Consider the following 20,061-nt stretch of genomic DNA (forward strand, 5'->3'; position numbering starts at 1 on the left):
AGGACTTCTGACTCGCGATACTAGGACGTCACCCGGATGACCCGCCGCTCTGGCAGGCTCGCGCGCTTCTTCTCCCATTCTCCCAGCGCCGCCCACGCGACGATGCGGCGCAGGAGCAGCGTGGGCGCGTCCGCCTCGACGTGGTGCTCCCGGAGGTCGCCCTGACCCGCGGAGGCCTGCTCCGCGCTCTCCAGGAGGAGCCTGTCCTGCCGGAGGATCGCCGGCTCCTCCTGGCGAAAGCGCACGCGGGCGCCGAAGGGCAGCGCCCGCGCGACGAGCCACTCCATGCGGCACCGATCGGGCGCGGTCGGGACGAAGTGCAGGACGATCCGGCGCGACGGCCCGCCCAGCGAGCGGACCTCGACGCGGTCGGGGAGCTTGAACGAGAGCAGCGTCTGCGATGACCGCGGATCCGGCGCCGCGCCGTCCCCGCGGACAGGCCCTCTCAGCGTCATCCCATCCGCCGTGGGCCGCATCTCCAGGAGCTGCTCGCGCAGGCCACGGAGCAGCGCGATGTAGAACTGCCCGTGCGTCCACGGGTGCGCGAACACCGGATGGCACCAGTCGAGGTTGTTCTCGAGGCCCCTGAGCGAGGCGCACCCTAGCTCCACGGAGCCCTGATCCCAGCGGTGCGCCGCGAACCCGTCGATCCGGGGGGCGGCCGGCGGCGCGCCGTCCCCGTCGCCGCCGAGCCAGACCCACACGTACCCGTCCTGCTCCGCGCACGGGAACGAGCGGACACCGCACCTCTCCGGGATGCGCCGGCCGCGCGCGAGCGAGGGGATATGCACGCACTCGCCGCCGCCGCCGAACCTCCAGCCGTGGTATCCGCACGCGAGCGCTCCCCCGGTCACGCGCCCGAGCGACAGCTTGACGCCGCGGTGGCAGCAGCGATCGGCCAGCCCGCGCGGACGGCCGCCGCCCTCGCGGAACACGACGATGTCCTGATCGAGGACCCGGACCGCGCGGGGCGCCGCCCCGAGCTGCGAGGACGCACAGGCAACATACCAGTACTGCCTGAGAAACATGGCTTCACCTCCAGCAAACATTCACGAATGTATGTAAATCGACGAACGAGACCGACAGGCCGGAGACGGCCGCGGAGGAAGACTGGCTGTCTCAGCGCCGGAGGCCGCGGACGAACGTGGCGACCATGCGGCGCACGGCGGCCCTGGACTCCAGCACCTTCGGGTCCATGAGGTGCAGCGCCGTCGCGCCGTTCACGAGGCTGACGGCCGCGAGCGCCGCGGCCCTCGGGTCGGTGGCGCGGTCGATGTCGCCGGCCGCGATCCCCTTGCGGACGAGGTCGGCGACCGCGTCGACGAGGCGGCGCATGCTCGCGACCTTCTGCTGGAACCCCGGCTCGAGCTCGGGCGTGAGCTCGGTCTTGAACAGCGAGATCGAGAGGACCGCGCGGTACTCCGGATCTTCCTCCAGGTACTCGAGCGATCGCGTGAGCAGGCGCTCGATCGACTCGAGCGGCGAGTACCGGGGGGACAGCGCCTCGGCGAAGACCTCGTTCGCCCGGGCGAAGCGCTCGCCGACGAGCGCCGTGTAGAGCTCCACCTTGCCCTTGAAGTGCCAGTAGACAGCGCCCCGCGTCAGCCCGGCCTCGGCGGCGACGTCCTGCAGCGTCGCCGCCGAGTACCCCTTGCGGCTGAACACGCGCAGCGCCGCGTCGAGGATCTGCTCGCGGGTCGCCGCCGCTTCCTCCTTGGTCCGTCGCACCCCTCGTCTATACATTCACGAATGTATGTATGCAAGCCCGTTCGTCGAGGTCGCGCCGGGCGCCCGCGTGGCGGGCGTCGTCCCGGCTCGCCTCGGTGAGAGATCAGCCCTTGAAGACGCCGAACTCCGGGCTGTAGATCACGACGCCTCGGGCGTCGTCGAGCGCCCCCTGGGCGAGCTCCGTGGCCATGAACGCCTCGTCCGCCGCGTACTCGTTGCCCAGGCCGAACAGACTGGCCTTCTTGAACCCGAACCGGGCGTAGTACTCCGGCGACCCGAGGACGACGGCAAAGGCGAAGCCGGCGGCCCTGCACGCCGCGATGCCTGCTCGCGCCAGCCCGGAGCCCACGCCGCGGCCCTGGAGCTCCGGCGCGACCGCGAGCGGCGCGAGGCCGAGCCCTCCGTCGATCGCGCCGGGGCCGGCGATCGCCACGGGGCTGAACAGGACATGCCCAACGACGACGCCGTCGCGCTCCGCGACGAGCGAGACGGCCGCGCGCCCCGCGTCCCGCAGCCGGTCGACCAGATCGGCCTCGCTCGCCGAGGGGAACGCCGCGAGGTGGACAGCGCGGATCCCTGCCTCGTCGCCCGCGCGCTCAGGCCTGATGTTCATTCTCCCCGCTCCTCTCCGCGCCAACGTGCCTCTGCGGTTCGCCCATTCGCCTGCGCGGGGACGGGCGCCTTCGCCTTCGCCCGCGCGCGGGGAGCGTCAAGCGCTGTCGAGCGCCTGGCTGTGACAGACCACGTCCGACCTCGCCGACGCATCGAGTCGCCCCGACCTCTCCGTTTCTCCACAGGAAAACCACCGCATAACAGCTGGATACTGTCGATTACCATCGCGGCTCGCGCCTCGCTCCTGTCATGGCCCCGCGGAGCCTACCCGGACCCGGCGCGGCCGGGCGCGAAGGACTCTTCCGACCGGCGCAAGCACCCGAAATCACACAGGTTTTCTCGAGCAACGCCCCCGCCGTCCGCCCCTGACAGGTTGGGACAATGTCCGTCCGATCGATCCCTTTCCGGACGGGTCCAAGATGGCTATCCATGGTAGACATCAAGAACGCGGCGCGACGGCGTGTCTCTCGCACGACGCGTGTAAATGGCGCGCCAGAATGCTTCGTTTTGGAGGAGACTTCATGGAAAAGATCTCGCTCACGTACTTTGTCGACTTCGTTCTCAAGGCCGGGACGCCCAAGCTGACCGGCGTCAGGGAGTTCAAGGAGCGGAAGGACGAGCTCCACACGGACTTTTACAGGCAGGTGCGAGAGGCGATCGTCGACATGCACAGGAGCGCAAAGCCCACAAGCGTGCTCGACGGCTTCCTCGCCGCGCAGCACGACGAGCGGCGCCGCCGGATCTACCCGGCGGTGGTGAACGGTTACCGAAAGTTCCTCGCCTCGTCGAAGATGACGTGGTTCGAGCCGCCCGCGTCGACGTACCGCCTCGGCGATCTCGAGATCAACGTGAATCCGGAGCTCGGGCTGGTCATCGACGGGACGCCTCACGTGATCAAGATGTATTTCCGCGGCGAGCCCCTGTCGTCGAAGCGCGTCTCGGTCGTGCTGAACCTGCTCATGAACGGCCTCGCCGAGAGCACGCCGGGCGGCGCCTTCGCGGTGCTCGACGTGAGGAACGCAAAAATCCACACCTTCAAGGTCCCGAACCCGCGGCTCAACCTGCTGCTCCGCGGCGAGGCGGCCTCCTTCGCCACCATCTACACCGGGCTGTGATCCTCGAGCCGCCGAGGGAAGCGGCCCCGCGCGGCGCGGACGTCGCACCACGTCATCTCTCGGCGCTCACCGGGGGCACGACGCCCACCGCGACACCCGCGTTGCTGCGCCGCGCGCCCTCCGCCGCTCATCCCGGCGGAGGGCGCGCGGCGCGCAGCGCCTCGCCCGGCGCGCCACCTCGCACCGGGCGGACGCGAGGGCCGGGAGGGGGCGCGGCGCGCCGCGCGCCGCGCGCGGCTGGAACGCGCCGCAGGAACACGCGGCTGGAACGCGCCGCAGGAACGCGCGGCAGAGAGACGCGCGGTAGAAACGAACAGCAGGAGCAGCAGGAACGCGCGGCGCACAGACAATGAAGCTGTAGGAGATCTACGCCGCTGTCCTCATCGCAGCACGCACAGCTGCACGTACAGCAGCACGCACAGCTGCACGCATAACCAGAGTGAAAATGACCGATCTAGAGAAAGAGAACTACGATCTACCCGGCAGTTTCAGTTATCCTCGATCTGCCATGGACCGCCGCGCGCAGATCACTGCAACCCCGCTTCACGTACCGAGCATTCTTGTGGTCCTTGATCCGGCGTGGCCGGCGCTCTTCAGCCTGTGCCTCACGGTGGCGCCTGGCTGCGGGGTGCTCCTGCACCGCTGCGATGCGGCCACCGCTGCGACGATCGCCGCCGAGCGGCGGCCGCTCGCGATCATCATGTCCAACAGCGTCTACGCGATGGATCCGGCCGAGTTCGACGCGCTCGCCCGGGACGTACGCTCGACGCTGGTGCGGCTCGACGAGGAGGTCAGCGAGCGCGAGCTCGAGGCGATGCTGAACGGCGCGCTGCGCGACACCCGCGAGATGAGCGCGCAGCGCGACGCCGGGCGGCGGGACGAGGGCAGCGGTCGCTACACGCTGATCGGCGCGCAGCGGAGCGAGACCGTGGGGGCCAAGGGGGCCGCGGGCGCCGACCCGCGCGCCGCGCAGAAGCAGGGCGCGAGCGCCGATCCGCGGTTCGCGCCGCGGCGCGGCGACCCGTCGTCGAGCCAGAGCACCATGCCGCCGCCGTCGTCGCGCTCCGGGTCCCCGCCTTCGGTCCGGACGCCATGGATGACCGGCGGCCGCTCGCCCACGCCGGTGCCTCCGTCGAGCGCGCCGCCGTCGTTCCGGTCCCCGCCGTCGCTGCGCTCCACGGCGCCGGCGTCGACGCGCCTGCCGGCAGGCCCGGGCGTGCACGCCGCTCCAGGCGCGCCGCGCTCGGTGCCCCCGCCGTCCGTGCGCCCGCTCTCGGGCTTCCCGGCACACCCGGCGGCCGCCGCGACCGGTCCCCTGTCGAGCCCGCCGCCCGCGTCGACGCGCGCGGCGCCCTCCTCGACGCGGGCGGAGCACCTGTCGGTCCCTCCCCCCTCGGTGCGCGCGCAGCCGAGCACGCCGCCGCCGTCGTCGCGCTCGCTGGTGGGGGGCCCGCTGCGCCGGACGACCCCGATGCCGGCGTCGAACACGCAGATCCCTCCGCCGCCCTCGGCGCGGAGCCTGCCGAGCCCGCCTTCCATGCGCACGCTGTCGAGCCCGCCTCCCTCGGCGCGCGCCGTCCCGCGGGGCACGCCCTCGGGCACCGAGCCCCCGCCCTCGATCCGGACGATGCCGCCGATGTCAGCGCGCCTCGCCCCGCCGTCCTCGGTGCGCCCCGAGCTGTCGCCGCGCTCGGGCGTGCGAGAGCGGAGCAGCGAGGAGCTCGACGCCGTGTTCGAGGATCAGAACCTGCCGCTCGACGCGCTGGCGCGCGGCAACCGGGGCTCGACGCCGCGCTGAAGCGCCCCCGCTGCGCCGCGCGCGCGGCGCAGCGCCGTCGGCGGGTACGAGCCTAGCCGCGCGGGCGCGCGGCCCACGTCACGGTCGAGGCCGCCGCGCGCCCGAGCAGATCGCCGGCGATGTCGATCAGCGCGGGGGGCGCGGGCGCGCCGAGATCGCGGCCCATGTCGACGAGGATGCGATCGACGCACTCGATCGCGCTCGAGGCGGCGAGCTCCATCCCCGCGCCGCGCCCGCCGGCGGCGCGCCCCGCGAGGTACAGCCCTCGGACGGGCGTGTACACCGCCGGGCGCGCGCGGCCGACCTGGCCGGGCGTCTGCGCCGTCCCCGCCGCGCGCTCGCCCGCCTCAGCGAAAGCTTCGCCGCGCCCGTCCGCGGGCGCGCCGTCGACGAAGATCGCGTCGGAGAGGAGCCCGGGCACCGCGCCGGCGAGCGCGCGCAAGAGCCCGTCGACCGACGCGGGGGGAGCGCCGCGCGACGCGCCGCCGCGCCCGCCGGACACGGCGCACGCGCAGAGGAGCTCGTGCCCGGGCGGCGCGAGCGACGGGTCGAAGCGCGTCGGCACGAGGCAGTAGAACGGCAGGGCCGGCGCGCCGTCGCCGGCGCTTTCACCGCCGAGGCCGGCGAGCGCGCCCGCCGCGACGAGCCGCCTGCGCAGCCCGATCTTCACCTGGACCTGCCGCGGCTGCGGCGCGAGCGCGCGGGCGCGCGCCAGGTACGCCTCGGGGAAGTGCGCCTCGCCGACGAGGCCCGAGACGGTGGGCAGGAGGCCGGCCGTGCTCACCACGATGCGCGCGGGCAGCGCGGTCCCGTCCTCGAGCTCCACGCCGCGCACGCGCCGATCGCTCACCAGCACGCGCCGCACGCCCGCGCCCGTCCACACGGCGGCGCCGAGCTCCCGGGCGAGGCGGCAGAACACCTCGGGGACGCGGGACGCGCCGCCCTCGGGGTAGCGCTGCTGCCCGGAGCGGGCGATCCGGCGCCAGCAGAAGAGCGCCTCGCCCGCCGACGCCTCGGCGCCGGGCAGCAGCAGCGGCAAGCCGAGCAGGCTGCCGAGCCCGGCAGCGGCGGCGGCGCGCGGGACGAAGCGGGCCGCGTAGGCCTCGGCCGTCGCGTCGTCGCACGCGGCCATGTCCACGTCGCGCATCGCCGCCGCGTGCGCGAGGAGGCGCGCGGCGCGCGCGGCCTCCAGGGGCGTGAGATCGAGGCCGCGCGCGAGCGCCCGCGCGGCGCCGGCGAGCCGCCAGAGCTCCGCCTGAAGGACGACGCGGCCCGCGCGCGGCGCGGCCCCGGCGCGGGCCCCGCGCGCGCCGTCCGCGACGCAGAGCGCGGCGGGCTCGCTGCTCTGCCGGAAGGTGATCGCGTCGCCCTGGCCGACGCGACGGAGCACGTCGCCGAGCGGGCCCTCCTCGCCGCGGCAGAGCATGTGCGTGCCTGTATCGACACGGAAGCCATCCCTCTCGTACGCCGCGGCGGCGCCGCCCAGGCGACGCTCCTTCTCCGCGAGCAGGGTGGGGACGCCGGCGTGCGAGAGGAGCAGCGCCGCGGCGGCGCCGCCGATGCCCGAGCCGATCACCACCGCGCGCAAGGGGAGCTCGTCCATGACGTCGCGAGAACATAACGCGGCGAGCTCGGATGTTGACGCCGCGTCGTGCTGACGAGCGCGGCGAGGCGGCGAGGCGGCGAGGACAAAGCGCCGCGGCGCGCGCCGAGCGTTGACCCTCGAGAGCGGCCCCCCGTAGAGTGTAGCCTTGCAGCCGACGTGCCCGCTATGAAGACCTGCCCGCAGTGCCATCAGCGTTATCCGGCCGAGAGCGCCTTCTGCTTCATCGACGGCTCGTCGCTCGTCTCCGAGAAGGACCCCCGCATCGGGATGTCGATCGCGGGCCGCTACGTCATCGAGCAGGCGCTCGGCATCGGCGGGATGGCCACGGTCTACAGGGCGTACAACAAGCTCATCGGCACCCCGTGCGCCATCAAGATCCTGAACCGCGAGTTCGCGCAGGACACGACGACCCGCGAGCGCTTCCGTCGCGAGGCGCGGCACGCGCAGCGGCTCGCGCACCCGAACATCATCGAGATCTTCGATCAGGGCGACACCGACGACGGGCTGCCCTTCCTCGTGATGGAGCTGCTCCAGGGGACGAGCCTCGCCGACCTGGTGGAGCGCAGCCGCGTGCCGCTCGCGCGGGCGCTGCCCATCTGGGTGCAGATGACGCGCGCCCTCGGCCGAGCGCACGACTTCGACGTCGTGCACCGCGATCTCAAGCCCGAGAACGTGTTCCTGCTGAAGGGCGACTGGGTGAAGCTGCTCGACTTCGGCATCGCCCGGTGCGCGCAGGACGCGCGGCTCACGAACCTCGGCGAGATCTTCGGCACGCCGCAGTACATGGCGCCCGAGCGCAGCACGACCATCGACGCGGGCCCCCCGGCCGACCTCTACTCGCTCGGGGTCATCATGTTCGAGATGATCACCCAGCGGCTGCCGTTCGACGCGCCCGATCCGGCGAGCTGGATCCTGAAGCACATGAACGAGCAGCCGCCGCGCCTCCAGGAGCTCGCCCCGGAGATGCCCGACGCGCTCGACCGGCTGGTCAGCGCGCTGATGGCGAAGGAGCCCTCGGAGCGCCCCGTCGACGCCTACCGCGTGCTCGCGGAGCTCGAGGAGATCGCGGCCGCGAACATGATCGCGCTCCCGCCGCCGCCGGAGGCGATGCCCCGCGACTCGGCGGTGCGGTCGAGGGGCGCCGGGCGCGACCCCTGGGTCAGCCGGCTCGACCTGTTCGAGCGGATGACGGCCCGCGCGTTCGGCGCCTCGGCGCCGGCGGAGAGCCAGCGGCAGCTCGAGGGGCTGCGCGGCCTCGTGCGGGAGCACGCCGAGCTCCGCTCGCGGGCCCTCGACGAGCAGCGGCGCCTCGAGGGCGTCGCCGAGGAGTGGCGCGACGGCCGGCTGCAGATCGGGCGCGCCATGGATGCGCTCACGGTGGACGCCTCGCTCACGCGCGACGAGGCCCGCTCGTTCCGCGCCAGGGTGGCGCCGCTCACCGCGACGACGCAGGCGTTCATCCCCGCGGTGCTGAGCGCGCACAAGGAGGCCGTGCGCTGGGAAGGCCGGAGCGGGTTCGCCGAGCCGTACCTCGAGCTCGCCGCCAGCTACCGGAGGCTCGCCGAGCTCGTCGAGGGCTGGTACGCGTCGCGGAAGGCGGACTACGAGGCGGAGAGCGAGGCGATCGCCCGCGAGCACGAGGTGGCCGAGGTGGACGCGCAGATCAAGAAGCTGCGCGAGCGGCTCGAGGAGCTCGACCGGCAGCTCGAGGCGCGGCGGCGGGAGTCCCAGGAGCGCATCGCCGAGATGGGGCGCCGGGCCGATCAGCTCGACGCGGAGCTGCTGCACCTGGCCAGCCGCTTCTGCGCGCCGCTCCGGTCGAAGCCGGAGCTCGGGACGCTCTTCGTGGAGCTCGAGCGGCTCGCCGGCTGAGCTCACACCTCCACCGCCTGCATTCGAGATCGCGGCAGCACGGTCGCCGCGCCTCGTGCGTACTAAGCTACCCGCTGTGACGCCCGACCCCGCACCAGAGCCACGGCGCTCGCCGCCGCGCGCGCCGGGACGCATGCGCCGCGCCGCGTCGGCCGCCGCGGCGGCGATCGGGCTGGCGCTGACGTTCTCCGGCGCCGCGGCTGTCGGCGTCGCGCTCCACCTCGACACGCCCGCCGCGCGCCGCGTCGCCCGCGACGCCACGAACCGGCTGCTCGGCTCCCTCTTCCAGGGACGGATCGTCGCCGACGAGATCGACGCGCTCGGCCTGGACGGCGTGCGGATCCGCGCCGCTGTCGCGCTCGATCCGTGGGGGAACCCGGTGATCCGCGCGAGTGGCCTCGAGGCGCGGGCCGACGTGCTCCCGATCCTCGGCGGCGCGCTCTTCGGGACGGGCGCGCTGCGCATCGAGGTCCCGTACATCCGGGTCGAGCAGATCGAGGTGCTGGTCCAGAGCAGCGGCGCGGGCGGCGTCACGCTCGGCGACACGTTCACGCCGCGACCGCCGAGCCGCCCGCCCTCGGCCGCGCCCGAGGGGCCGCCGCGCGACGTCGTCGTGGCCCTGTCGCACATCGAGATCGGGCGCGGCTGGGCCCACGGGCAGCTCGCGCCGCCCCGCGCGCTGGACGCCGACGTCACCCGGCTGGTCGGGTCGGTGCACGTCGGCCCGGAGGGCGTCGCGGTCGACGTCGACCAGACTGGCCTCGTCGACCGCGCCTTCTTGCCGGCCAGGACCGCGGGCACCGCGAACTACCACCTCCGCGCCGGGGACAAGGTCCGGATGTGGAGCAGCTTCGCCGGCCGGCTCGCCGACGTCGAGATCACCGCCCGGGCCGTGCTCGACGAGGAGCACGTCGAGGCGCACGCGAGCGTCCCGCGCGCCACGCCGGAGCAGCTGCGCAGCCTCCTCCCGGATCACCCCCTCACCGAGACGGTCTCCGTGCGGGTGGCCCTCGACGGCCATCTCCCGCAGCTCGACGTGGTGGCCTCTGTATCGGCGGACCCTCCCGGCCCGGCCGGGGGCAACATCGCGCTCGCAGGGCGGCTCGACGTGACGGGCCCCGTTCGCCTCGACGCCGACGTGCGGGCGCGCGACGTCGACCTGCGGCTCTTCGGGGTGAACCTCACGCCTGCCGACGCAGGCGGCGACCCCGGCGCCCCGCCCGCCCGGATCGGCGCCCCGCCCGCCCGGATCGGCGCCCCGCCCGCCCGGATCGGCGCCCCGCCCGCCCGGATCGGCGCCCCGCCCGCCCGGACCGGCGCCCCGCCCGCCCGGACCGGCGCCGTGACCACCCGGATCGGCGCCCCGCCCGCCCCCGTGCCCGCCGGGATCGGCGCCTCTCTCGCCCGGATCGGCGCCACCGGGGCGAAGGCCCCGCTGGAGCAGCGCCGCGAGGCGGCGGAGGAGGCGCCCTTGATCACGGCCGAGGGCCGGGCGCACGTCGAGCTCGGCGACGAGCTCAGGCTCGTCGTCGAGGCGCGGACCGAGCCCACCGCGCTGCTCGGCCAGCCGGTGCCAGCCGCGGACGTCCACCTCGTGCTCGACCGCGGCGAGCTCCACGCGCGCGCGCACCTCCACGAGCCGGGCGCGCCGATCGACGCCGAGATCTCGCTCCTGCCGGGCGGCCAGGGCGTCCGCTTCGCGGCGGCGGCCGACATCGCGGCGATCGCCGCGACGCCGCGCCTCGCCGGGGCCGTCGACGGGGCCGGCCGCGTGCGCGTCGAGGGGACCTGGCGCGACGGAGCGCTCGACGCGCGGGTCGAGGGCGCGTTCGCCGGGCTCCGGGTCGGCCCCGACGTCAGCCTCGCCAGCGCGCGCCTCGCCGGGCGGGTCTCCGGGCCGCTCGACGCGCTCGCGCTCGACGCCTCGCTCTCCGGGCAGGAGGCGCTCGCCGGCGGCCAGACGTTCGACGAGGTCACCGCGCGCGTCACCGGCCCGCTCGCCTCGCCGCAGCTGCGCGCGACGGTCACCGACGGCGACGACGCGCTGAGCGCCTCGGCCCGGCTGAGCTCCGCCACCGGCGGCCTCCGCGACATCGATCTCCAGCTGAAGCGCGAGGGCGCCGAGATCGCGGGGAAGATCGCGGCGATCACCCCCTCGGCCGGCGGGCTCGCCGTCGAGGGGCTCGAGCTCACCTCGGCGCAGCTCGGCTCCCTGAAGGGCCAGCTCGCGGTGCGCGGCGACGACGTCACCGGGCGCCTCCAGGGCGAGGACATCGACGTCGGCCGCATCGCGCGGATGCTCGGGGTCCCGCTCCGCGTGCGCGGGCGCGCGAAGGTCGACGTCGCCCTCGCTCACGACCGCAAGGCCGGGCGCTCGGGCCACGTGCGCCTCGATCTCGCGGGCGGCGAGGTCGCGTTCCTCTCCGGGGTCTCGGCGCAGCTCGCGGCGACGTTCGACCGCGATCAGGTCAAGGCCGACGCGCTCGTGCGCATCGACGGGAAGGCGCCGCCGGCGGCCGCAGGACAGGCGCGGGAGGGCGTGGCGCCCCGGTGCGCTGGCCCGCTCGCGAGCGTGCGCGTGTCGGGCGCCGAGGGCACGCTGAAGGGGCCGCTCCTGCGCGCGGACACGTGGACCGCCCTGATCGGGAAGGTCGAGGTCGCCGCGGACGACTGGGACCTCGGGTGCCTCGCGCAGCTCATGCCGATCGGGCACATCGTGAGCGAGGTGCGCGGCAAGCTCACGACCCGCTTCCGGCTGTCGCGCGCGGCCGGCGAGCCGTTCCCCTCGCTGCACGACGTGCTCGTGCGCACGCAGGGCCTCGCGCTCGCCGGGCCGCACCGCCTCGGCGCCGAGCGCCCGGCCTGGGAGTCGCGCTTCATCGACGCGCAGCTCAAGGGCTCGCTCAGCGGCACGACCGGCAGAGCCGAGGCCGCGCTGACCCTGTACGACGGCGGGCTGCTCGCCGACGCCTCCGGCACGATCGACCTCGATCTCGCCGCGCTCGCCGGGCCGCCCGCGGGCCGGTGGGCGTCGCTCCAGCGCTCGCCCGTCACCGCGACGGCCTCCCTCCCGCGGCGCTCGCTGGAGGAGCTCTCCACCCTGCCCTCGTTCGTGCGCGACGCGATCCCGCCGCTCGGCGGCGAGCTGCGCGTCGACGCGTACGCGAGCGGCACCGTCGCGCGCCCGGTCCTCACGGCGCGCACCCTCCTCTGGGGCTTCATGTACGCGCCCGAGGGCGCCCCGGAGATGAGGGATCTCCTGTTCCCCACCGACGTCGACGCGTGGCTCACGTACGACAGCGAGAAGGCCACGCTGGACGCGCACGTCGCGCGCGGCGCGGCCGAGATCGCGACCGTGCGCGCCGAGGTGGTCGCGCCGCTCGGCCGCCTGCTCGCGGACCCGTCCCCGCGCGCGCTGAAGGGCGCGCGCCCGCTCCCCGCGTGGACCGGCGCCCTCCGCGCGACGCTGCGCGAGGTGCCGCTCGGCGACGTCCCGCTGCTCGGCGACAACGGCATCGACGGGCACGTGAGCGGCGAGATCGAGATGCGCGACCTCAACGTCGCGCCGAAGCTCACGGCGCACCTCACGCTCCCCGACCTCTCGCTCGGGGGCGACGTCGCCTTCAAGCGCGGCGTGCTCTCGCTGCGGATCGACCCCAGGCCCGGCGGCGCGCGCGGGGACCTGCGCGTCACCGAGCTCGCGCTCGAGGGCCCGAGCGGCGGCAAGCTCCAGGCGAACGCCTACGCCAGCGTGCGCTTCGAGGGCGGGCTCATCCCGGTCCCCGACGGCGAGCGCACCGACCTCGCCATCTCCGCGGAGCGCTTCCGGCTCGCGGCGCTGCAGCCGCTGGTCGGACGGCTGCTCAGCAAGGTCGACGGCTACCTGGACGGCGACCTCCGCGTCGAGCTCGGCGGCGAGCCAGGCGCCGGCGCGGGCAGCCTGCGCGCCCAGCTCGAGGTCAGCGACGGCGTCGTGCACATCCCGGAGTTCGGCCAGGAGCTGCGCGGGGTGGGCGCCCGCATCACGGCCGCCGACGGCGTCGTCCGGATCGAGGGCTTCCGCGCGGCGGGCATCACCGGGCTGGCGCAGGGCTGGGCGCTGCTCCGCCTCGACGGGCTCGCGCTGCGCGACGGGGCCGGGGCGCTGACCATCGCCGACGACCAGGCGCTGCCGCTCACGCTCGAGGGGGTGCCGCTCGGGACGGCCTCCGGGGCGCTGTCGTTCATCGCGGAGAAGAAGCCGGGCGAGCTCGCGCTGTACGCGACGGTGCCGAGGCTGCGCCTGTCGCTGCCGGCGACGAGCAGCCGGAACGTGCAGCCGCTCGACGACAACCCCGACATCGCCGTCTCCCAGCCGCTCGGCCCGGAGAAGCAGCGGCGCGCGTCGGACGCGCTCCGCTACGCGATGACGTTCTACGTGGACGACGCGCAGGTCACCGGCGGGGGGCTACGGCTCCGCCTGACGAGCGCCAGCGACGCGCCGCCCCGGGTCGTGATCGCCGAGGAAGTGCGGGTGTCGGGCGGCATCGTGATCCAGCGCGGCGAGCTCGAGATCTACGGCAAGACGTTCGAGATCGAGGGCGGCCGCGTGCGCCTGCGCGAGGAGGAGCCGTCGAACCCGCACCTGAACGTCACCGCGCGCTGGGACGCCCCCGACGGCACGCGCATCTACGCCGCCTACAACGGCACGCTCCGGCCGATCACGAACACGAAGCTTCGCTTCACCTCGAGCCCGCCGAGCTCGCAGCAGGACATCCTCGCGCGGCTCCTTTTCGGCGCCGATTTCTCCGAGGGGGCGCAGGCGGCGGGCGCCCAGACGCCCGCGCGGCAGGCGGCGGGCAACGTCGCCGCGTCGGTCGGCAGCGAGCTCGCGGCGGCGCAGTTCAACGCGCTGCTGAGCGGCATCGCGCCGCTGCGCGGGCTGTCGACGCGGTTCGGGACGACGTCGGAGGGCTCGCTGCGGACGAGCCTCATCTACCGGCTGAACGACGACCTCACGGCGCAGGCCACGTTCCAGGAAGGCGCGGCGCCGAGCGCCACGACCAGCGCGGGCGGGGCGACCCCCGGGGGCACGGCGAACGAGCGCGGCACGCGGACCGAGGTCACCGTCGACTGGCGCTTCGACGAGCACTGGACGCTCCGGGGCACGGTGGGCGTCGACGAGCGCCAGACGACCTCGGGCGTGCTCGACCTGCTCTGGCAGTACCGCTACTGAGCCGGCGGCGGCCTGCGCCGGGGCTAGCGGGCTTCCCGCGCGGGCAGCCGGACCTCGCGCCCGCCGATCCGGAGCGTGGGCGGCTCGGCCTCGACGAGCAGCGGGGCGAGCTGCGACTGCGCGTGCCGCGAGAAGCGGGCCTCGAGGGCGCCGCCCCGGGCGCGGGCGTACACGACGCCGTCGTCGCCGACCGAGAGCGTCGCCGGATCGAGCGGCTCCTCCGCGCCGTCGAACAGGACCAGCGTGACCGCGCCGTCGTCCCCGATCCGGAGCGCGTCGACGAAGAGCGGGGCGGCGTCTACCTGGAAGTAGCACCAGTCATAGCCGTTCGTGAGGATCGGACGGCCGTCGTCCGGGTGCCGCGCGATCCACGACCGGAGCCCGCGCTCGAGCGCCGGATGGTCGACGCGCGCGCCGTCGTGCCAGAAGCGGCCCTCGCGATCGAGCCGGATCGAGCTCTCGCGAGAGGTTCCGGGGGGCGGCGCGAACCGGAAGAAATCGGGATGGTCGCCGGGCTTCATGGGTCACCTCGCAGGAGAGATGCGGCCCGGCGCGGCGCCGCGCAAGCCGCGCGGGCCAGGGAGTACTATAGCGAGCCCATGGGAGCCCACACGGAAGAGGCCAAGGCGGACGAGCACCTGCGCGCGACGCGCGCGTACTACGACGAGTTCTCGGCGCGCTACGAGGCCCGGCGCGGCGGGCGCGACCGAGGGGGTTACCACGACCTCGTCGACGCGCTCGAGGTCGACTTCGTGCGGCGCTTCGGCGAGGGCCGCGACGTGCTGGAGGTCGGGTGCGGGACCGGGCTCCTGCTCGCGCGCATCCGCGAGTTCGCGCGCACCTCGCGCGGCGTCGATCTCTCGCCCGGCATGCTCGAGCGCGCCCGCGAGCGCGGCCTCGACGTCGAGGAGGGCAGCGCCACCGCGCTGCCGTTCGCGGACGAGAGCTTCGACGTGGCCTGCTCGTTCAAGGTGCTCGCCCACGTCGAGGACGTGCGCCGCGCCCTGGCGGAGATGGCGCGCGTGGTGCGGCCCGGCGGGCACTTGATCGCCGAGTTCTACAACCCCTACAGCCTGCGCGGGCTCGTGAAGAAGCTCGGCCCGGCGGGCGCCATCAGCGACAGGACCCGGGAGAGCGCCGTCTTCACGCGCTTCGACGCGCCGCGCGCCGCCGCCGCCTTGATGCCGGCGAGCGTGCGCGTCGTCGCCTCGCGGGGCGTGCGCATCGTGACGCCGTTCGCGGCCGCGATGCGCGTGCCGGGCCTCGGCCGGCTCCTGCACAGGGCGGAGTGGGCGCTGTGCGACTCGCCGCTCGCGCAGCTCGGCGGGTTCTGGATCGCTGCCGCGCAGAAGGCGTGAGCCGCGCGAGGCCCCCGGGTCAGAACCGGCCGACGAGCCCCGCATAGAAGCCGCCGGGGACCGCGGAGATCGACGGCGCGGCGGTGAAGCCCGGGGGCGGCCGCGGCACGGGGCGCGAGCGAAAGGCGACCGTCTGCGGGATGAACGTGATCTGCGCGTGGGCGATCCCGGCCGCGACGAGCGTGGCGAACGCCCCGAAGGCCACGCGGTTCACCGCGGCCGCGGTGCCGATCCGGCGGTTCAGCGCCTCGATGTCGACGCTCTGCCCACGGGCGCCGCCGTCTGCCGGGGGCGCCGGCGTGACGTCGACGTTCTCGTAGCTGGACAGCGCCAGCGCCGAGACGATCGACGTCCCGCCCGCGACCGCCTGGCTGACCAGGAAGAACCAGCCGAGCCCAGCGTCGCCGTTCTGGAACTGCCCGACCCCGAACGGCAGCATCGCGACCCAGCGGGAGTTCCGCTCCACGACCCGCTCGCGCCCGGCGAGCCGCTGGAGATCGGCGATCCAGCGGCGCTCGTCCTCGCGGCTCCGCTCGATCCGCAGCCGCTCCGCGCGCTGCGCCTCGGCCTTCTGTCGCGTCATCTCCTCGATCCGCGCCCGCATGCGCGCCCGCACCGAGGAGAACCGATCGATGACCTCGGGCTGGAACACCGCCGGGTTCGGCGCGTACGCCGGGTTGTCGAGGAGGATCTGCTCGATGTACGCGTCCGCCTCGCTCGTGCGCCGCAGCGCCACGAGCGCCGCGGCGGCGAGGCCGCGCGCCCGCTCGACGAGGTCGGGCTCGGAGAGCCTGCACGGCTTGCTCGCGGCGTCGGTCGCGCCGCGCTCGCAGGGCGCGTTCGCGGGATCGAGCATCGCCGCGAAGCGGGTCACGGCCTCCTCGTAGTGCCCGGCGTCGAAGCGCGTCTTGGCCACCTCGAACTGCTGCATGTCGTCGGCCCGCGCGAGGCCGCCCGCGCCGCAGAGCGCGAGGGCGCTCGCCACCGCCGCGACGAGGCGCCGCGGCGCGAGCAGGGCGCGGCTGCTCCCGACCGATGGGAAGCGAGCGCCGGGAGATTTCCCGCCTGGAGTTCGCGCAGCCATGCGGAGGGGGTGCGCCGTTGTGTAGCGGAGTTTCGCCGGGGATGCTGAGATTTCACGAGCGGACGCCGGAATGAAGGCGATGCCTTCACCCCGACGGCCAGGAAACGGTGTTCGACTCGCCGGCCACGAGCGTCACGTTGCCGACGCGCGGCGCGGCGCCCGGCGTCGGGGGCGTGAACATGCAGCGCCCGCTCCAGAACACGTCGCTCAAGGTCACGGTCTGCGGGCTGCCCGCATAGCCGATGAGCCCGATCTGCGGGCACGCGTACTGCCCGCTCGGCGGCGCGCCGCTCAGGACCACCGTGCTGGGCAGGATCTCCAGCTTGTGGACGATCCGCTGCGGCGCGGTGACGCCGGCCTTGGGCGCGACGACCGAGATGACGCCCGAGTACGGCTTGCAGCACCGCGAGCTCGGCACGCTGATGTGGACGCTGTGGGCGCCGACCTTGAGCGACGTGACCTTGTTCGCGCCGAACCAGTTGATCTCGACGCCGTCGATCAGCAGCTTGGCGCCGCTCGGGACGATCTGGAAGGCGACATCGCGGACGTCCGAGGCCTCGGCCGGCGGCGCGGCGGGCGTCACCGGAGCCGGCTGGGGCCGCGAGCGGGGGCGCGGCGCGACGGCCGCGTCCGTGGCGCTGGGCGCGACAGCGCGCAGGTTCGGCAGCGGGATCAGCGCGTCGAGCGGCGCCGGGGGCGGCTCGACCGCCGCGGGCGCGTCCACCTGCGGCGGCGGCTCGCGGAGCGCGCGGGCGATCGCGAACGCGGCGACGCCGAGCGCCACCGACCCGAGCGCCACGCCGAGCGCACGCCGCGCGAGCGCCCGCCGGCTGCGGCTCGCGTTGAGCTTCGCGATCCGCTTGAGGATCGTGAGATCGTCCGGCGCGAGGGCGAGGGCGCGGTTGTAGTCGGCGGCCGCGCCCGGCACGTCGCCGCGCTTGCGCCCGGCCTCCGCGCGCGCCACGAGCCGCGGGACGAGCCGCGCCACGTGCCGCTCCGTGTAGCCCGGCGGGTCGGCGAAGTAGGCGGCGAGCTCGACGCGCGGCTCCACGACGCCGAGCTCCGTGAGCTCGGCCCGGATGAGCTCGGCGAGCGCCCTCGGGCTCGCGGCGCGGGCCGCGATGTCGTGCGCGAGGGCCCCGGCGACGATCCGGCTCCAGCGCGCGCCCACGGCGGGCCGCTCGCGGTCGGCCTCCGGGTAGGCCCCCTCGAGCACCTTGCGGAGCACCTGCGCCGGGTTCTTGCCCTCGAACGGCAGGTGCCCGACGAGGCACTCGTAGAACAGCACCCCGAGCGCGAAGACGTCGGTGCGCGGGTCGACCTCGCCCCCCTCGATCTGCTCCGGGGCCATGTGCGCCGGCGACCCGAGCACCTGCCCGGTCGAGGTGACGCCCTGGGCATCGAGGAGCTTGGCGATGCCGAAGTCGGTCAGCTTGATGACCACGCCGGCGCCGTCCCAGCTGGCGCCCGCGCGATCGCACGGCAGCTCGACCAGCACGTTCTCGGGCTTCACGTCGCGGTGGATGATCCCCGACGCGTGCGCGTGCTCCAGCGCGTCGCAGAGCTCGAGCACCACGGCGGCGCCGATCTCGGCCGGCATGTCGCGGTGGTCGCTCAGGATCTTGCGCAGCGTGGCGCCGCGGAGCAGCTCGACGACGAGGTAGCGCTCGCGGTCCTGCTCGCTGGAGACGTCGTAGACCTCGACGATGCCGGGGTGGCGCAGCTTCGCCGCCGCGCGCGCCTCGGCGACGAAGCGGGTGCCGACCTCCGCGTTCTCCCGGAGGTGTCTGTGGATGATCTTGACCGCGACCTCACGTCGAAGCCGCGGATCGCGGGCGCGGTAGACCGTGGCCATGCCGCCATGGCCGATCTCCTCGATCAGCTCGTACTTGTCGAGCTTCGGGAGGCCTTCTGCGCCCGCGTTCCTGGAGGTGGGATCCTGCTCGCCCGTCGAGCCCCTATCGCGGGCGGGCAGGCTCATTCAACAACCTTCACCCGAATCGTGTTGGTTGACCCCGAGACGCCGACAGGCGCGCCGAAGATGGTGACGAGCTTGTCGCCCGGCGAGACGAGGCCGCTCGCGAGCAGCTGGCCGGTGGCCCGCTCGACCATCTCGTCCGAGTTCCGGAGCGCGTCGACGGGGAACGGCACCACGCCCCAGAGCAGCGCGAGCCGCCGGCGCGTCGTGTCGTTCGGCGAGAAGGCGACGATCGGCACCACGGGGCGCGCCTTCGACGCGTACCGCGCGGTGAGGCCGCTCTCGGTGAACGCGATGATGAGCTTCGCCCCGATGTCCTTCGCGATGTCGCACGCGGCGCGCGCGGTCGCCTCGGGGACGTTGGCGCGCTGGCCGGGCTGCTCGCTCGAGAGGTAGCGGTAGAACGAGCTCTGCTCCGCCTCGGTGACGATGCGCGCCATCATCCGCACGACGAGCGGCGGGTGCGCGCCGGTCGCGGTCTCCTGCGAGAGCATCACCGCGTCGGTGCCGTCGAAGACGGCCGTCGCCACGTCGCTCGCCTCGGCGCGCGTCGGGCGCGTCGCGGTCACCATCGACTGGAGCATCTCGGTCGCGACGATGACCGGCTTCTGGTGCACGCGGGCGAGGCCGAGGATCTCGCGCTGGATGATCGGCACGCGCTCGGGGTTGAACTCCACGCCGAGATCGCCGCGCGCCACCATGACCCCGTCCGAGGCGAGGATGATCGCCTCGAGGTTGTCGATGGCGCCTGGCGTCTCGATCTTGGAGACGATCGGCGTCGGCCTGCCCCACGCCTCGCAGATGTCGCGCACGTGCCGGACCTCGTCCGCGTTGCGCACGAACGAGAGGGCGACGTAATCGACACCCTGCGCGAGGCCAAAGCTCAGGTCGGCCTTGTCCTTCTCGGTGAGGGAGGAGATGCGCACGCGCCTGGCGGGCAGGTGCACGCCGACGCGATCGCGCAGGCGTCCGCCCTGCGTCACGCCGGCCTGGACGCGGTCCCCGTCGACCTTGGTGACGGTGACGACGACGCGGCCGTCGTCGATCAGGACAACGTCGCCCGGCTGCAGGTCGGAGGCGAGCCCCTCATAGAGGATCGGGATCTCGCCCGGCGTCGCGACAGGGCTGTCCTTGTTCGCTTCTACCAGCCAAACGGAAGCCCCGTCAGCGACCTCGAAGGTGTTGCCGGGGAAGCGACCGGCTCGGATCTTCGGGCCGCAGAGGTCCTGCAGGATAGCCACTGGCTTTCCGCAGGCCTCCGCAGCCGCACGGACCGTGGCGATTGCTTTGCCATGATCCTCATGCGAGCCGTGAGAGAAGTTGAGTCGAGCGACATCCATACCGGCGCGGATAAGCTGCTCCAGCGTCGTTTGAGAGTCACACGAAGGGCCAATTGTACAGACGATTTTCGCTCTGCGTACGAGCACGGGCGGAGCATGCCACGAGCAGGGGTCTCGACACTACCCTGATTGTGAACGAGCCATGCGGACTTCATCGGATTCCAACAAAGCGGCTGGATGGAGGGCCCAGGCGCGACGCGCGGCGCGCCCGCGCGCGTCAACGCAGCAGCCGGGCGCGCAGGTCCGCGCGCGGGCAGCGATCGCCGCGAATGGCCGCAAATCGCTGCGGATCAGGTGATCTTCGTGACGGGAGTGAGCGAGGGGGAGGCCCAGCGGCGCGCCGCAGCGCGGCATC

At 74.2% G+C, this 20,061-nt stretch carries 13 protein-coding genes; 5 read left to right on the forward strand and 8 right to left on the reverse strand.

Going from position 1 to position 20,061, the window contains the following annotated elements:
• Positions 1–20: 20 nt before the first annotated feature.
• The 3 genes from WME89_RS28615 to WME89_RS28625 form a co-directional block, all read right to left on the reverse strand.
• Entirely contained in the window at positions 21–1,028 is a 1,008-nt protein-coding gene (locus WME89_RS28615) for a Rieske 2Fe-2S domain-containing protein (protein ID WP_438002860.1), read from the reverse strand.
• Positions 1,029–1,119: 91 nt separating this feature from the next.
• Positions 1,120–1,728 (reverse strand): TetR family transcriptional regulator, encoded by a 609-nt coding sequence (locus tag WME89_RS28620; protein WP_438002861.1) that lies wholly within the window; start codon positions 1,726–1,728, stop codon positions 1,120–1,122.
• Positions 1,729–1,831: 103 nt separating this feature from the next.
• Positions 1,832–2,341, reverse strand: a complete 510-nt coding sequence (locus WME89_RS28625; RefSeq protein WP_438002862.1) for a GNAT family N-acetyltransferase — start codon at positions 2,339–2,341, stop codon at positions 1,832–1,834.
• A gap of 520 nt (positions 2,342–2,861) precedes the next feature.
• Here WME89_RS28625 and WME89_RS28630 point away from each other — a divergent pair.
• Positions 2,862–3,455 (forward strand): hypothetical protein, encoded by a 594-nt coding sequence (locus WME89_RS28630; protein WP_437617794.1) that lies wholly within the window; start codon positions 2,862–2,864, stop codon positions 3,453–3,455.
• A gap of 562 nt (positions 3,456–4,017) precedes the next feature.
• Positions 4,018–5,253: a hypothetical protein gene (locus WME89_RS28635; RefSeq protein ID WP_438002863.1), complete on the forward strand. Its 1,236-nt coding sequence runs from the start codon at positions 4,018–4,020 to the stop codon at positions 5,251–5,253.
• Between the two features lie 52 nt (positions 5,254–5,305).
• On the opposite strand, the gene WME89_RS28640 is transcribed toward WME89_RS28635, so the two are convergent.
• Positions 5,306–6,856, reverse strand: a complete 1,551-nt coding sequence (locus WME89_RS28640) for a phytoene desaturase family protein (protein WP_438002864.1) — start codon at positions 6,854–6,856, stop codon at positions 5,306–5,308.
• 168 nt (positions 6,857–7,024) lie between these two features.
• Between WME89_RS28640 and WME89_RS28645 the strand changes: the two genes are divergently transcribed.
• Together WME89_RS28645 and WME89_RS28650 are read left to right on the forward strand one after the other, a co-directional pair.
• Positions 7,025–8,731: a protein kinase domain-containing protein gene (locus tag WME89_RS28645; RefSeq protein ID WP_438002865.1), complete on the forward strand. Its 1,707-nt coding sequence runs from the start codon at positions 7,025–7,027 to the stop codon at positions 8,729–8,731.
• Between the two features lie 133 nt (positions 8,732–8,864).
• A complete protein-coding gene (locus tag WME89_RS28650; RefSeq protein WP_438002866.1) occupies positions 8,865–13,946 on the forward strand; it encodes a translocation/assembly module TamB domain-containing protein in 5,082 nt (1,693 codons plus the stop codon).
• 23 nt (positions 13,947–13,969) lie between these two features.
• On the opposite strand, the gene WME89_RS28655 is transcribed toward WME89_RS28650, so the two are convergent.
• Positions 13,970–14,467, reverse strand: a complete 498-nt coding sequence (locus WME89_RS28655; RefSeq protein ID WP_438002867.1) for a hypothetical protein — start codon at positions 14,465–14,467, stop codon at positions 13,970–13,972.
• Between the two features lie 78 nt (positions 14,468–14,545).
• On the opposite strand from WME89_RS28655, the gene WME89_RS28660 reads away from it, so the two are divergent.
• The gene (locus WME89_RS28660; protein WP_437662713.1) at positions 14,546–15,304 is read left to right on the forward strand and encodes a class I SAM-dependent methyltransferase; all 759 of its coding nucleotides are present in this window, start codon (positions 14,546–14,548) and stop codon (positions 15,302–15,304) included.
• Positions 15,305–15,323: 19 nt separating this feature from the next.
• Here WME89_RS28660 and WME89_RS28665 read toward each other — a convergent pair whose 3' ends face one another.
• The 3 genes from WME89_RS28665 to pyk form a co-directional block, all read right to left on the reverse strand.
• Positions 15,324–16,388, reverse strand: a complete 1,065-nt coding sequence (locus tag WME89_RS28665; RefSeq protein WP_438002868.1) for a hypothetical protein — start codon at positions 16,386–16,388, stop codon at positions 15,324–15,326.
• 85 nt (positions 16,389–16,473) lie between these two features.
• Complete coding sequence (locus tag WME89_RS28670; protein WP_438002869.1) at positions 16,474–18,369, reverse strand: serine/threonine-protein kinase; 1,896 nt, start codon at positions 18,367–18,369, stop codon at positions 16,474–16,476.
• Positions 18,366–19,793 (reverse strand): pyruvate kinase, encoded by a 1,428-nt coding sequence (gene pyk, locus WME89_RS28675; protein WP_437617803.1) that lies wholly within the window; start codon positions 19,791–19,793, stop codon positions 18,366–18,368. The genes WME89_RS28670 and pyk overlap by 4 nt, the downstream gene beginning before the upstream one ends.
• Positions 19,794–20,061: the final 268 nt, after the last annotated feature.

It is taken from the genome of Sorangium sp. So ce321, from assembly GCF_051530195.1.
In the GTDB taxonomy this organism is placed as follows: domain Bacteria; phylum Myxococcota_A; class Polyangia; order Polyangiales; family Polyangiaceae; genus Sorangium.

Excerpts from the sequence above, each read along its gene's own strand:
- WME89_RS28660 (WP_437662713.1), top strand. The coding sequence starts at position 14,546 with ATGGGAGCCCACACGGAAGAGGCCAAGGCGGACGAGCACCTGCGCGCG.
- WME89_RS28630 (WP_437617794.1), top strand. The coding sequence starts at position 2,862 with ATGGAAAAGATCTCGCTCACGTACTTTGTCGACTTCGTTCTCAAGGCC.
- WME89_RS28650 (WP_438002866.1), top strand. The coding sequence starts at position 8,865 with ATGCGCCGCGCCGCGTCGGCCGCCGCGGCGGCGATCGGGCTGGCGCTG.
- WME89_RS28615 (WP_438002860.1), bottom strand. The coding sequence starts at position 1,028 with ATGTTTCTCAGGCAGTACTGGTATGTTGCCTGTGCGTCCTCGCAGCTC.
- WME89_RS28640 (WP_438002864.1), bottom strand. The coding sequence starts at position 6,856 with ATGGACGAGCTCCCCTTGCGCGCGGTGGTGATCGGCTCGGGCATCGGC.
- WME89_RS28670 (WP_438002869.1), bottom strand. The coding sequence starts at position 18,369 with ATGAGCCTGCCCGCCCGCGATAGGGGCTCGACGGGCGAGCAGGATCCC.
- WME89_RS28665 (WP_438002868.1), bottom strand. The coding sequence starts at position 16,388 with ATGGCTGCGCGAACTCCAGGCGGGAAATCTCCCGGCGCTCGCTTCCCA.
- WME89_RS28625 (WP_438002862.1), bottom strand. The coding sequence starts at position 2,341 with ATGAACATCAGGCCTGAGCGCGCGGGCGACGAGGCAGGGATCCGCGCT.
- WME89_RS28645 (WP_438002865.1), top strand. The coding sequence starts at position 7,025 with ATGAAGACCTGCCCGCAGTGCCATCAGCGTTATCCGGCCGAGAGCGCC.
- WME89_RS28655 (WP_438002867.1), bottom strand. The coding sequence starts at position 14,467 with ATGAAGCCCGGCGACCATCCCGATTTCTTCCGGTTCGCGCCGCCCCCC.